The following is a 14490-nucleotide window of genomic DNA, read 5'->3' as shown; positions in this document are numbered from 1 at the left end:
ATTTTACACCTCCTATTCTGCATACAAGTACATTAATCGTGGTGAATTACGCTGTGATAATAAATTCATTAAACCGGCAAGTTCAATATCGTCCTGCCCCATTAGCTTACGGGCACTCATGGAGAAAAGTGACGCAAATCCTAATTCTTCTGTATATCGAATGACTTGTGCATCCTTTAATTTATGATCTTTTTTCATGACATCGACGACATCCTCGAAATAACCAAAGCCATCAATTAAATTTAAATCTTTTGCTTGACGACCATCGTAGATTCTACCGTCGGCAATTTGCCTTACCTGTTCTTCTGGAATATCCCTGCCTTCAGAAATGACTTTTACAAATCCATTATAGGAGCTATTAATCATTTCCTGTAAGATTGCTCTTTCTTCCTCTGTCATTTCTCTTGACGGACTCATTATGTCTTTAAATTCACCGCTTTTGATTGTCTCAAATTTGACACCATATTTTTCAGCGAGCCCTGCATAATTGATTCCTTGCATGATTACCCCAAGAGAGCCTGTTAATGTTTCCGGACTGGCATATATTTTATTTGCTGGAGCTGATATGTAATACCCACCGGAAGCAGCCATAGATCCCATTGAAATATAAACCGGCTTCTTCGATTCTTTCTGAATTTCTACAATCTTATCATGAATCTGTGCGCTTTCAACTACGCCGCCACCTGGTGTATTGACACGAATGATGATGCCTTTTACTGTATCATCCTCTTTCGCTTGGTCTAAGTTTTTCAGAAACGTTTGGTGATTGTAGCCAACTGGAGCAAACAAGGATGCCTCCCCTGTATCCTGAATGGTTCCATTCACATCCAGCACCGCAATTTTCTTCATCAGATTGCCTTCCTCAAGTACTTCTTCTGATACCAGATTTGCTGTCGGATTCATAAATTCATCCATTGTCGCTTGAAAATCTTTACTAAAAATCGTTGTAAATGTATTGATGACAACCGAAAATATTAATAGTGCAGCTGCAATCCCCAAAGCTGCCCAACGTTTTCCATTCACTTTCTCGTCCTCCTTTAAATTTCATTACTTGTATTACGAATAAAATTGCAAAATGTTTCAAAAATAACAACAAATATAGAATAGAAAAAATCAATGAATTTTAGTACGATAAGATTAAGGGAGGGAACATGATGACAGAGCGCCGCAATCTATATTTTTACCATAAAGAGGAACCCATAATACGTGAGAAAATAGATACCCTTCGTAAACTAGCTGTCGATCTCGGATTCACAATTGTAAAGGACTATAAAAAGGCCAATATCGTTGCCTGCTTCGGTGGAGATGGAGAATTTCTACAGGGTGTCCGCAGAACCGGCTTTCGCGATGATTGTTTATATGTCGGGACTTCCACAACAGATCAATTAAGTCTATATTGTGATTTTTACATTGACAATACATTAGAAATAGTGGAATCCATGACCTCACAGGTAATTGAGGTGCGCCGTTATCCTACCATTGAGGTAACGGTTGATAATCAGGCTTCTTTTTACTGTTTAAACGAATTTAGTATCCAATCAAATATAGTCAAAACTTTTATCATGGATGTTTACATAAATGACCTGCATTTTGAAACCTTCAGAGGGGATGGTGTCATTGTCTCGACTCCTACAGGTAGCACAGCCTATAATAAATCAGTTAATGGCGCAGTAGTGGACCCACTGCTTCCATGTATGCAGATAACGGAGCTTGGGTCCTTGAATAACAATCAATACCGAACTCTTGGCTCTCCTTTTATTTTAAGCCATGATAAGGTTTTAACCCTGAAGGTCGCTAAAGAAGGAAATGAACACCCGACGATGGCAATGGATAATGAAGCGCTAAGCATTCAGCATGTTGAAAATATCCAGATTAAATTAAGCAACAAAAGGATTAAAACCATTAAGCTCAAGAACAATTCATTTTGGGATAAAGTGAAAAGAAATTTTCTATAACAGAAGCACGAGCTAGCATCGAGACTCGTCACTTGTTTTAAAGAAGACTGCTGTTGCAGTCTTCTTTTTATATGAATATTTAAGCTCCGACTCTACTTTCCTTTTTTTGTTTAATCCGTTTCAGAAATTTGGCATTGGATAAAGAGTAAATAAGCAATGCAAACCAAATGAAAGAAAAAGCAATAAAATGACTGCTAGAAAAATGCTCTCCAAATACAAAGATGCCCAATAATAAACTGATGGTAGGTGCAAGATATTGAATGTATCCCAGCATGGACAAGGGAATTCTTTGGGCACCTTTAGCAAAATAAAGGAGCGGAATGGCTGTTGCAGCACCCGATAAAATAAGAAGCAGGTCTGTTTTTAGTGAAACGGTCATAAAAGTATTCATTCCTTGCGATACTAAATACAGAATATAAATCAAGGCAATCGGTGTTACGACCATTGTTTCAAGCGTTAAGCCAACCGACGAATCCACCTTAATCATTTTCTTTGCCAATCCATAAAAGCCGAAGGTAAAAGCTAATGACAAGGAAATCCACGGAAGCATTCCATAGGATACGGTTAATATAATGACTCCAACAAAGGCAAAAAAGAAGGATACATATTGGGCAGCTGTTAACTTTTCCTTCAGTACAATCATACCAAGCAGGACACTTACTAATGGGTTAATATAATATCCCATACTAGCTTCAATAATTTGGTTATGATTAACCGCCCAAATATAGATAAACCAGTTGCAGCTGACCAATAACGAAGCTGTGGTTAGAAAAACAAGCTGCTTCTTATTTTGGAACAGACCTTTCAAGGTCACCATAAAGCTAGACCATTTTCTTGTTATGAGCAGGATAACAACCATAAAAAGAAAGGACCAGACAATTCGGCTCGCCAATATTTCATCTGCCCCAACGCCATCTAACAGCTTCCAATAAATCGGTAGTAATCCCCATAATAAATAGGAAAAGGAGGCATACATAACCCCCATTTTCTCCCCATTCTGATTCATTTCAATTCCCTCTATTCTATTTATTTTAAGAAACATTTCAAAATCATAATTATAAATGACTAAGAAACATATGACAAGAAAACAAATACACAATAAAGAAAAGCAGACGACCAGGCGTCTGCTTCTACATAAACTGCTTCAGCTCTTTATTTCGCAGTTCTACACGTCTTATTTTTCCTGAAGATGTTTTCGGCAGGTGCTCAACAAACTCTATTCTTCTTGGATATTTATACGGAGCAGTCATTTCTTTCACATGGCGCTGTAGAAGCTTTACAAGGTTTTCTTCGGTTTCATTTATTCCTTCTTTTAGCACAATAAAGGCTTTGACAACATTTCCACGGTCTTTATCAGGACTAGCAACCACGGCACATTCTTTTACAAATGGATGCTTAACAAGTGCATCTTCCACCTCAAACGGTCCAATCGTATAGCCAGAGCTGATAATAATATCGTCGCTTCTTCCTTCAAACCAGAAATAACCTTCTTCATCCCTCTTTGCTCGATCACCTGTCACATAATAATCGCCGCGATATTGTGCCATTGTTCTTTCAGGCTCTTTATAATATTCCTTGAACAATGCAGGAGTATCCTTATGAACAGCAATATCACCAACTTCTCCAACAGGACAAATCTCACCAGAATCATTAATAATAGCGATGGTATTGCCTGGTGTCGGTTTACCCATTGACCCTGGTTTTAACTCCATATCCTTTGTAATACCGACTAACAGCGTATTTTCTGTTTGTCCATACCCATCACGGACTTTAAGATTAAAATACTTTTGAAAGGTTTCAATTACCTCACGATTCAATGGCTCTCCGGCAGAGACTGCACTGTGTATAGTAGATAGGTTATATTCATGTAAATGATCCACCTTTGCCATTAGACGATATTCAGTGGGTGTACAACAAAGGACATTTACTTTATATTTCTCCAAAAGCTGTAAATACTTTTCTGGTTCAAACTTGCCATGATAGGCAAAGCCGGTTGCACCTGATCCTAATACTGCTAAAAACGGACTCCAAATCCACTTCATCCAGCCAGGACCTGCGGTTGCCCAAACCACGTCATTTTCATGAATGCAAAGCCAATGCGGAGCTGCTGTTCTAAGATGTGCATATGCCCATCCATGTGTATGCACAACAGCCTTTGGATTTCCAGTTGTCCCTGATGTGTACGATAAAAACGCCATATCTTCACGGCTAGTATCGGCTATTGCAAGCTCTCCAGATGCTGTTTGCATTTTCTCATCTAATCGCTGCCAGCCTTCACGGTCTTTGCCAATAGTAAATTTTACAATATGATTCATTTCGGGAATCGGCTCAAATTCATCTGTATACGGATAATAGCTGATAACCCCTTTAACATCTCCATGTATGATACGGTATTGAAGATCCTTCGTCCGAAGCATTTCTGAGCTTGGAATCACGACTAGTCCCAGTTTAAGTGCAGCTAGATAAACCTCGTAGGCTTCAATTAAGCGAGGGATTATAATCAAAATCACATCACCTTTTTTTAATCCGCTCTCCAAGAAAACATTACCAATTTTATTAGCACCAGACATTAGATCCTCATATGAAATTTCCTTTGTCAAACCATCACTGGTTTCCCATTTAATAGCAATTTTCCCTTTATCATTTGCATAACGTTCCATTTCGGAAACAAGATTATATTGTAAAGGTGCAATCAAATCTTCACGTTTCATGTTATTCGCCTCCAAATCATCTGCTTTTCATCATACCATATTTTATCGATTTTTCTAAGGAAAATTTTCTACCAGTTATTATGAGTAAGTACTAAATTATGAGTTCGATTCCACATATAAAAAGGAGCGGGATTGCTCCCACTCCTTGTAGCCATCTTCTATTTATTTTTCATTATTGTTGAGAAAAACCAGCCATTTGCTGTTGAGCTGTTTGTACTAGACGCTTGGTAATTTCTCCACCAACAGATCCGTTAGCACGAGAAGTTGTATCAGCACCAAGGTTCACACCAAACTCAGAAGCAATTTCAAATTTCATTTGATCAAGAGCTTGTTGAACCCCAGGAACTAACAATTGGTTTGAGTTGTTGTTGTTTGCCATGTGATAATCACCTCCTTGTGAGTATAGAATGTGTAGTACACACAAGGTTCATACAGCTTTCTTACTGGTAATTTGTACACATCCTGTAAGAAAATCACAGCAACGACTCATCTAAGCAAATTCACCCTATAAATTTACTGCTTTCAACCTCCATTTGGAGAAGTGAAGACTTCTGCCGAATGAAATTAAAAGAGCTCCTCAAATTCATCTACTTTATTATCCTGCGGTCTTATATCAATTGTTTCGATATTGGCAACTGCCTTATCAATATAGGGCTCAAAGTCAATATAACTTTCATAATGAACAACTTTATCCCGCTTTGGCTTTGTTTTTGGTGAGGCAGGTACAAAGATTGTACAGCAATCCTCAAATGGACGAATCGATATTTCATGCGTGTCAATCGACTTCGCTATATCAACAATATCGGATTTATCCATCATGATTAGCGGTCTGAGGATTGGAGTAGTGGTCACGTCATTGATGGCAAACATGCTTTCTAGCGTTTGACTAGCTACCTGTCCAAGGCTTTCGCCTGTAACAATAGCAAGCGCCTCCTGTTTTTCTCGAATCTTATCTGCAATTCTTAGCATTAATCTACGCGTTGTCGTCATCGTATAATTTTCCGGGACCTGTTTTTGAATTAATTGCTGAATCTCCGTAAACGGGACAATATGAAGACGAAAGTGCCCACTAAAGGAAGCTAGCTTCTCGGATAAATCAAGGACTTTTTGTTTAGCTCGTTCACTTGTAAATGGAGGACTAAAAAAATGAATCCCTTCTAGTTCTAATCCTCGTTTCATTGATACAAATCCCGCTACAGGACTGTCAATGCCACCCGAAAGCATAAGCATTGCCTTTCCACTTGATCCTGCCGGAAGTCCTCCAGCACCTTGGATTGTTTCGCAGGAGATATAGGCTGCTTCTGGCCTGATTTCAATTTGCATATTAATATCCGGTTTTTTAACATTTACTGTTAAATTTGAGACATTCTGCAAGATGTAGGAGCCGAAGACATGATTTAATTCATTTGTTTCCATAAAGTAAGTTTTATCGGCCCGTTTTGTTGTGATTTTAAATGTCTGGCCTTCACTGTATACCTTTTTAAATAGATCAAGTACAGCAGTCTTCATTTCTTCAATATCCTTACCCGTTTTTATTACAGGGCTGAAAGATTGGATTCCGAAGACACCCTTCAAGCGGTCGACAATTTGGCGCCCGTCCTCTCCATTTAGGATGACATAGGTGCGATCCCTCGTACTTTTTATTGCCACCTTAGGAAATTCATGTAAGGTACCTCTTATACTATTTGCTAATTTCTCAATAAATTTACTGCGGTTTCTTCCCTTTGTTGAAAGCTCGCCATAGCGAATTAAAATACGGTCATAATTCATATTATTTCATTACCTTTCTTAACTCTTCCATCGTTTCCTCTATAACAGAAAGTACAATATTTACTTCTTCCATTGTATTAGTATAAGCCAAACTTAAGCGGATTGCACTACCGGCTCGGTCTTCCGATACTCCCATAGCAGCGAGCGTGCCGCTGATCGTTTTTTGTTTCGAAGAACAAGCGGATGTCGTCGAAACATAGATCTCTTTTTCTTCCAGAGCATGAACAAAGACCTCTGATTTCATGTGAGGAATTGAAAAATTTAGTATATGCGGTGCTGCTCCCGTATCCGGCGTATTGACTACAGCACCATCTATGTTAGCTAAACCTGTTCGTAATTGTTTTGATAGCCTGTTTAAATGCGAAGCTTCCTTTTCCTGTTTTTCCATAATTAATCGCAATGCCTTCGCTAAACTGACTGCTCCCGCCACATTTTCCGTACCGCTTCTAAGACTTTTTTCCTGCCCGCCTCCGTTCAATAATGGATTAATCTTTACACCATCTCGAATAAACAGGATACCAGTCCCTTTCATTCCATGGAACTTATGAGCAGAAAGAGTACATAAATCAATCTGACATTCATTGATATTTAATGGGACCTTTCCAACTCCCTGTACATAATCGACATGAAACTTTATTTTCGGGTATTGCTTCAATAATTGACCAATCTCCCTGATTGGCTGTATCGTTCCTACCTCATTGTTCACATGCATAACAGATACGAGTATCGTATCTTCACGGATTTCCTTCGCAAGGCTAGCAACTTCAACTCTTCCAGATGAATCAACAGGAACCTCAGTAACGTCAAAACCAAAGCTCTCAAGCTGTCTCATAGTCTCGCGAACTGATGGATGCTCGATAGCGGTTGTAATAAGATGACCTCCCTCTTTCTTATTGGCAAACGCGTATCCTTTTATAGCTAAATTATTTCCTTCTGTTCCTCCGGAAGTGAAATAAATCTCATTTTGTTGAACAGATAAGAGTCTAGCTGCTTGAGACCTTGCCTGACTAAGTAGTTTTTCAGCCAGTCCGCCAAAATTATGAAGCGAAGACGGGTTGCCAAAATACTCCGATGATACCTTAACAAAGGAATCAACCACTTCCTGAAACGGCATTGTAGTAGCACTATTATCAAAATAAATCATCTTTTTTCTTTCTCCCTTTCGTGCACAGATCACCTAACTAGAAATGTTATCACAATCCAAGATATTTGGAAAATATATAAGCAGCACCATCGATCAAACTGAGTCAGCGCTCAAAAAAAGACCTGCCGTTTAGGCAAGTCCTTTAATCATGGTTATACTTCTAGCAGATCTTCTAGTCTTTTGATTGCACCCGGATCCACCTTTTCAATGGTAGCCGAAGCTAACTCAAATGCTTCTTTATATTCGAAGGAACGGAATAGCCTTTCTGCTTCGTTTAAGCCTTTATCAACAGATTTATATCTGCTTCGATAACGATTTCCAAATTGGATTACCTGCTCAGCAAGCTTAACCATTTCAAACAGTTCCTCTGTCTTTTTCGTTACCTTATCAACCGTCAGTACAGCCAACTCTAAAAACTCCTGCACAACAGGTATATCCAACGGCTTTTCTTCCAGCTTTTTCATTACATCCTTAATGCTATCATGTGCATCCTCTAACAGATATTTATATTCCTCCGACACACCAGGAATATTGCTGTTAGAGATTAAACGAATGGTTTCGGCAACCTTTTTCTTAAGCTCTCTTACTTTATCACGTGCAGCCAATTCATCCTTACGTAGAGCCTGTAGCTTTTGACTGAAAGCAGCTTGTTCAACAACAAGCAGATCCAACATCTCTTTGACGCCTGCCATTTCTTTGCTCAAATGTGAATAAGCGGTAAGATTCTCATCCAACTTATATTCTAACAGCTCATAGCGTTTAAATAATTGATCTAACTGTTTGGCTAATGATGTTACAACCTCTAAATCAGCATCTTGTAGATGGTAGCTAGCTTGAACATGGCCAAGTTCGTGATTTAATTCACTATTCATTCTTTTAGCTGACTGTAGCTTTTCTAAAATTTCCTGGTCGCGCTGATGAATTTCATGCTTTGCCATTACTTCTTTTTCCAGCAAATCATATACAGCATCAATACTTTCTTTCCATTTTCCCACTTTTTCCTGAACTTCTTCCATATCCGCTTCTTCGATGATGATCATTATTTCAGCTAATTCCTGAGAGATTCTTTCTACTTCCTGTTCGACTTCAATATGGTCTAGAACATATCCTTCAGCAAGCATCTCTTTATAGCCTTCGGTCAACTCCTGAAGCTGGGAAGGAATGGTTGATTGACATTCCATTAGCAAATTAGGAATAAGCTGCATATCCTTCTTTGTTTTTTCTAAATTATCGTGTATAGTCATGACAATTTCACGTGCTTGTAAGTAATTACCGTTACTCGTTTTTTCTTCAAAATCAGCAAACTGATTTGATACTGACTCAAGCCTTTTTTCTAGACTTTTCTCCATCTTGCCGAAGGAATAGCGGTGGGCTAAAAGTGTTTTTTTGCTTTCACGATAGATTTCCTTCAGTTCCTCTATTTCAGTCCGATTTTTTTCTTCGCTGCCTACCAGTTCCTGTAATTCATCCAAAAGTTCCTTCATTTTTGCTTCAACATTTCCTAAAACAGTACTGATTTCAGCTTGCACAGCCTTTGCTTTTTTAAAGCGATATTTATCAATATGCTCTTCCGCATCAAACAGTAGCTCTTCAAGGTCCGGCAGCTGAACTGTAATGATTTCATCCCAAGTCTTTCGCCAGCGTTCAAACCGTTCTTCTGTTTCACCGTTCATATTTAATTGCTTTACCTTTTGCAACTCATCAAGTACAGGGCGAGTGGTAATGTCTATCTTCCACGCTTCGAGCCGATCTGTTTCCTTATAATGTTTTTTCTTCATAAAAAATCCCGCTAGGAATATACAAATGACGATTGCAATTCCCCCGATTATGTATTCCATTGTAAGCCCCCTGTTCTATAACGAGCTGATTCTGTATTTTCATTTAAAAGTTTTTTATTATTTAATAGATTTAGATTCATATAAATACTCTAACATAGATTACACTCATGAAAACAAGCTTTGAAGTGGATTAAGGAAGAAGTATGAAGAGCCGAGGTTCTCATAAATCTATGTGAGGCTCTGTGCATGTTCTTTTCAATGTTTTTATGATACCATGTAAACGACGATTTTTGACTATTAAAATTTAATTTTTTGTAGAATTATTTACATGACTTTTTTCGACGTAATATTAATGACTTTTTATCTCTTTCAAAAAACATTATTTATATTATCACAAAAGTACAAATTTTTTAAATAATTAAACTCTTATTAAAATAGAATTTGGGGGATTCACATGGTAAAAAAAGACGGTCATATACATACTCCATTTTGTCCGCATGGGTCAAAAGACAGCATAGAGAAATATATAGAAAGAGCCCTTTCTTTAGGATATACAGAAATTTCTTTTACAGAGCATGCACCACTCCCTGAGGGGTTTATTGATACAACACCTACACAGGACAGCGCTATGTCGTGGGAAGATTGGGAACATTACGTTGAAGAAGTCGAACGTGTTAAACAGCTATATATAGGGAAAATCAAAATTAATTGCGGTCTTGAAATTGATTTTATCGAGGGTTTCGAAGAAGAAACGCGAGAGGCACTTAATAAGCTAGGACCGAAGTTAGATGATGCCATTTTATCTGTTCATTTTATCAAACAAGAAGAAAGATATGATTGCTTAGATTACAGTCCACAGAACTTTGAGAAAATGATTGCAGTCTATGGCTCTGTCGAAAAAATCTACCAAAGGTACTACAATACTGTGCGATTATCTGTAGAAGCCGATTTAGGACCCTATAAACCAAAAAGAATCGGCCATATTACCCTTGTGCATAAATTCCAAAACCGCTTTCCCTTTCATGGAAATGAGAAAACGGCAATTTCCCCATTATTACAAGAAATAAAAAAGGCAGGTTATGAACTTGATTATAACGGGGCAGGTACAGCAAAGCCATTATGCCGAGAACCCTATCCTCCTAATTGGGTAATTGAAGAAGCAATGAAACTACAGATTCCACTTGTGTATGGGTCTGATGCCCATCAAGTAAAGGAACTGGGACAAGGAAGCGAACAACTGTTAGTGTCGTTCTAATATATAGCGAAGACCAGCGCCGCCTGCATGGACTTTGTTCGTCCTTCGGATTGGAACATGATTCACCGTAGGCGGCGCTACATGATAGTTTCTCTTCACTTGAGAAGGAATCAGGATACCTTCCAGCCATTTCTTAACCTCAAGATAATATTTATCAGCAAAATAGCTTTCGTGAGGCAGAATATGCAGTACTTCCGAGATATAATGGCTATTTAAAAACGGCATCGACAGTAAGCCTTTTAATTGAATAATAAAAAAATGAATATCCACTTTTTTAAATTCCTTCCGTGACATGCCATGCTCCAGTATTTTTGAAAACAGATAGCGCTCTTTCGTCAAATAAGTTGACATCATTTCACGAACCACCTGTGTATCCAAGGATAGCTCTCGGAGAATAAACCTTGTTAAATGTAAATTTTCACTTTGGAAATGAAGTATATTTTCAATAACCTTCTGCATACAAACATAGGCATCTGACTCAAGGACAGACATCCCCTTTTCAAACTCACTTAAATAATTCTCATAATAATCAGTAAAACAATATTCTAAAAGACCATTCTTATTTTGAAAATAATAGGATATATTCGCCACATTCACTTTAGCTTTACCAGCAATATCTCTGACCGTTGTTCCTTGAAATCCTTTCGTATTAAATAAGAAAATAGCAGCTTGGATGATTTCCTCTTTCGAGTTCTTTTTCATCATAAATCCCTCACTATTATTGATTTAACTTCATATAACAGAAGTCCTCCACTTCTACAAGTGGAAAAGGGCGAAACTTTTCTATCTATACAAAATTCGCCTTTCTGTGCTGCAATCCTTTTAAAACAACTCGACAAATGTTATGAGTATTCATGCTCATTCGCTTTGTTTAGCAGATTGATGGGTCTTATTCTGTAGAATTTACACAATAGGTAGTCATAAAAAAACAACTCCGCTAATAAGGAGTTGTTTTAAGGATACTTCTTTTTCTATTAAATGATGTTAGCAGGGCTCGGTCACTACTTTATTTTTACCTGTTTTCTTGGCCATGTAGAGGGCATTATCGGCACGTTTAAATAGATTTCGATAATCATCCCCATCCTCCTTTTTCCAGCAGGTCACACCGCAGGAAATCGTGACCGATGGATCGGTTGATTCCCTTACCTTTCGGACTAAACGCTCGGCAATTTTCACGCCTGTCTCAAGTGGAACTCTTGGGAGGTAGACAGCCAGTTCCTCACCACCCCAGCGGGCTCCGATATCCGTACCACGTATATTATCATGAATCACATTGGACACTTGAATAATTACTTCATCTCCCACTTGATGACCATACGTATCATTCACCACTTTAAAATTATCAATATCAATTAAAATGAAGACGGCTCCCTCATCAAACTGCATTGACTGATGAATCTGCTCATCCAAATACTTACGCGAATACAGCTTTGTTAAATGATCAGTGACCACTAATCTTTCTAGCTTTTCTCTTAAAAGCGTATTAGTGAACGCTAATGTTGAATGATGTATAAGAGAGAGAAACAGCTTATATGTATCAAATGAAAAAGCATACGAATCTCGATGAAGAACAAGGACAAATCCATTTAAGACGTTAGATTGACTCATCGGTACAGCCATTGCCGACTTATAGAGCGTCACATGCTTCATTTCGTTCGGCAGCTTTAAATCACCGATAAATAAAGAATCTTGCTCTGATTGTATTTTTTCATAGAAATAATCAATATAGGATTTGGCATCTTTTGTAAAAAAGAAACGAGTACTACCTTGTTGAATATGTCTTTGTGAACCTTCGGCATTAAATTGGATAAACCCAACTTCTTCAGCCTTAAGAGATTTCACAATTTGATCTGCCATGTAAGCCATGGTTTCAGTCAGACGAAGATTTGAATTTAGATGATGACTCGTTTCATTAATCAGTTGTAAATCTGAAATTAAGCGCTTAGACTGTTCATACAGCTGAGCATTCTCAATAGCTCCTCCAGCAGTATTTGCTAGAAGAGTAATAAATTCAACTTCATTTTTTGGAAAAACAAGCGTATTAGGTGATGTTACCTGCAGGACTCCATAGACACCTTGTTTTCCTTTTAACGGTGCGTATAAGATTGCTTGTCGCTCGGTGACAGACACTTCAAATTGAATGGTTCCAGTCACATAGGACTGCATAATCGCTATGTTATTATTTGTATAATTAAATTCTTTAATGGGTAAGCCATCGTAGCCTTTATGATCCTGTGAGAGAAACAGAAGATAGGAAAAGGATGGATAGACTTTCTTTAATGAGTCGATAATTTCACCTAGCACCGACTTCATATTCATAGTAGAATGCACTTTTTCAGTAACACGAAACAGCTGTCTGTATCGTTTTTCCTCAACAATGAGCTTGGCAAGCTTTTGAGCCTTTTGCAGAAACAGCCCACATTCAATACTTAACTTTTCAAGAACTTTCTCAGTTAATTTTGAACAAAACATGCCTTCTTCCTTCAAGACGAGATAGCTTTGGATAGTACCATTATTTCTAACAGGAATCAATAAATCATATTGGTCAAAGGCCTCAAAATTGAAAGGTCTTCGGTAGACTTTTTGATGCATTTCTAATGCTTGATGAATTTCCGAGGTAAAATGAACTGCAGCGAGGTTTCGTTTCCTTTCTGAATGGGTGGAAGCCTCCACAACCAGCTGTTCGTTTTTTTCATCAAAATGAAAAAGCGTTACCTCTTCAGCCTGCATCAACTGTTTAATTGTCATAAGCATTTCTTCCAATATAGAATCATATCGCAATTGATGGTAATCTGTAGAGATCATATCAAAAAAACGACTTTTTAAATTCAGAATGATACGTTCCTCGAGCAATTCCATAGTAAACCTCACCTAATTTTTATCCTGATTCTTATAACTAGCCGTACATATTTCTTATGATATATTATACATGTACATAGATAAATTTACCAAACATACTATGAATGTCTATCATTTTCTTTATATAAAGGCGAAAGCTATTATGATCCGCACTTGACATTCAATCCACAATAATTATATAATACTCTTTGTGTAAAATATTGCAGCATATGTGAATAGTTTTTTGGCATCATTTTGTTCCTCAAATGCATTCGATGGTGTATTGAGTAACCCTCTGCTGCTAGGGCGAAGGTACATGAAAACAAAATGTCCAAGGAAGGTCTCACATCTGTTTTTATTTTACCAAAAATAAAAACATAGAGGAGGAGTCATTCATGGCTCGTTATACAGGTCCAAGCTGGAAACTGTCTCGTCGTTTAGGTATTTCCTTAAGCGGCACTGGTAAAGAATTAGAAAAGCGTCCTTACGCTCCTGGACAACATGGTCCAAACCAACGTAAAAAACTATCTGAATATGGTTTACAATTACAAGAAAAGCAAAAGCTTCGCCATATGTATGGTGTAAACGAGCGTCAATTCCGCAATCTTTTTGATAAAGCCGGAAAAATCGCTGGTATCCACGGTGAAAACTTTATGGTTCTTTTAGAATCTCGCTTAGATAATATTGTTTACCGTTTAGGTTTAGCTCGTACTCGCCGTCAAGCTCGTCAGCTAGTTAACCACGGTCATATTCTAGTAGATGGAAAGCGCGTTGATATTCCTTCTTACCGCCTACAACCAGGCCAAACAATTGGTGTTCGTGAAAAATCACGTAACCTTGACATCATCAAAGAAGCAATCGAAGTGAACAACTTTGTCCCTGATTTCTTAACTTTTGATGCTGACAAATTAGAAGGTACTTTCACACGTTTACCAGAGCGTTCTGAATTACCAGCTGAAATTAACGAAGCATTCATCGTTGAGTTCTACTCTCGTTAATGATACGTTAAAAAACCTTGCCATTTGGCAAGGTTTTTTAT

Annotated in this window: 12 protein-coding genes; 3 read left to right on the top strand and 9 right to left on the bottom strand. The window is 37.9% G+C overall.

Annotated features, from left to right (window positions below):
- Positions 1–12: 12 nt before the first annotated feature.
- A complete protein-coding gene (gene sppA / locus BQ5321_RS07110) occupies positions 13–1023 on the bottom strand; it encodes a signal peptide peptidase SppA (RefSeq protein ID WP_071393831.1) in 1011 nt (336 codons plus the stop codon).
- A 128-nt stretch (positions 1024–1151) separates the two neighbouring features.
- On the opposite strand from sppA, the gene BQ5321_RS07105 reads away from it, so the two are divergent.
- Positions 1152–1955 carry an NAD kinase gene (locus BQ5321_RS07105; RefSeq protein ID WP_234978365.1) on the top strand — a complete coding sequence of 268 codons (804 nt, stop codon included), beginning with the start codon at positions 1152–1154 and terminating at the stop codon, positions 1953–1955.
- A gap of 79 nt (positions 1956–2034) precedes the next feature.
- On the opposite strand, the gene rarD is transcribed toward BQ5321_RS07105, so the two are convergent.
- From rarD to ezrA, 6 genes are all read right to left on the bottom strand, one after another.
- Positions 2035–2961, bottom strand: coding sequence for an EamA family transporter RarD (gene rarD, locus BQ5321_RS07100; protein ID WP_071393829.1), 927 nt, complete (start codon positions 2959–2961; stop codon positions 2035–2037).
- Between the two features lie 124 nt (positions 2962–3085).
- Positions 3086–4666, bottom strand: a complete 1581-nt coding sequence (gene mbcS, locus BQ5321_RS07095) for an acyl-CoA synthetase MbcS (protein WP_071393828.1) — start codon at positions 4664–4666, stop codon at positions 3086–3088.
- A gap of 172 nt (positions 4667–4838) precedes the next feature.
- Positions 4839–5045, bottom strand: a complete 207-nt coding sequence (locus BQ5321_RS07090) for an alpha/beta-type small acid-soluble spore protein (RefSeq protein WP_071393827.1) — start codon at positions 5043–5045, stop codon at positions 4839–4841.
- A gap of 185 nt (positions 5046–5230) precedes the next feature.
- The gene (gene thiI / locus BQ5321_RS07085) at positions 5231–6436 is read right to left on the bottom strand and encodes a tRNA uracil 4-sulfurtransferase ThiI (RefSeq protein ID WP_071393826.1); all 1206 of its coding nucleotides are present in this window, start codon (positions 6434–6436) and stop codon (positions 5231–5233) included.
- A gap of 1 nt (position 6437) precedes the next feature.
- Positions 6438–7580 (bottom strand): cysteine desulfurase family protein, encoded by a 1143-nt coding sequence (locus BQ5321_RS07080; RefSeq protein ID WP_071393825.1) that lies wholly within the window; start codon positions 7578–7580, stop codon positions 6438–6440.
- 152 nt (positions 7581–7732) lie between these two features.
- Entirely contained in the window at positions 7733–9418 is a 1686-nt protein-coding gene (gene ezrA / locus BQ5321_RS07075) for a septation ring formation regulator EzrA (RefSeq protein WP_071393824.1), read from the bottom strand.
- 394 nt (positions 9419–9812) lie between these two features.
- Here ezrA and hisJ point away from each other — a divergent pair, with 394 nt between their 5' ends.
- A complete protein-coding gene (gene hisJ, locus BQ5321_RS07070) occupies positions 9813–10613 on the top strand; it encodes a histidinol-phosphatase HisJ (RefSeq protein ID WP_071393823.1) in 801 nt (266 codons plus the stop codon).
- On the opposite strand, the gene refZ is transcribed toward hisJ, so the two are convergent.
- Positions 10599–11318, bottom strand: a complete 720-nt coding sequence (refZ, locus tag BQ5321_RS07065; RefSeq protein WP_315970093.1) for a forespore capture DNA-binding protein RefZ — start codon at positions 11316–11318, stop codon at positions 10599–10601. The two genes, hisJ and refZ, sit on opposite strands and share 15 nt — an antisense overlap.
- 279 nt (positions 11319–11597) lie before the next feature.
- Positions 11598–13472: a sensor domain-containing diguanylate cyclase gene (locus BQ5321_RS07060; protein WP_071393821.1), complete on the bottom strand. Its 1875-nt coding sequence runs from the start codon at positions 13470–13472 to the stop codon at positions 11598–11600.
- 374 nt (positions 13473–13846) lie between these two features.
- Between BQ5321_RS07060 and rpsD the strand changes: the two genes are divergently transcribed.
- Positions 13847–14449 (top strand): 30S ribosomal protein S4, encoded by a 603-nt coding sequence (rpsD, locus tag BQ5321_RS07055; protein ID WP_071393820.1) that lies wholly within the window; start codon positions 13847–13849, stop codon positions 14447–14449.
- Positions 14450–14490 lie beyond the last annotated feature (41 nt).

The organism is Bacillus tuaregi (assembly GCF_900104575.1).
Taxonomy (GTDB): Bacteria; Bacillota; Bacilli; order Bacillales; family Cytobacillaceae; genus Bacillus_BD; species Bacillus_BD tuaregi.
This window is presented reverse-complemented; position numbering and strand designations above follow the sequence as displayed.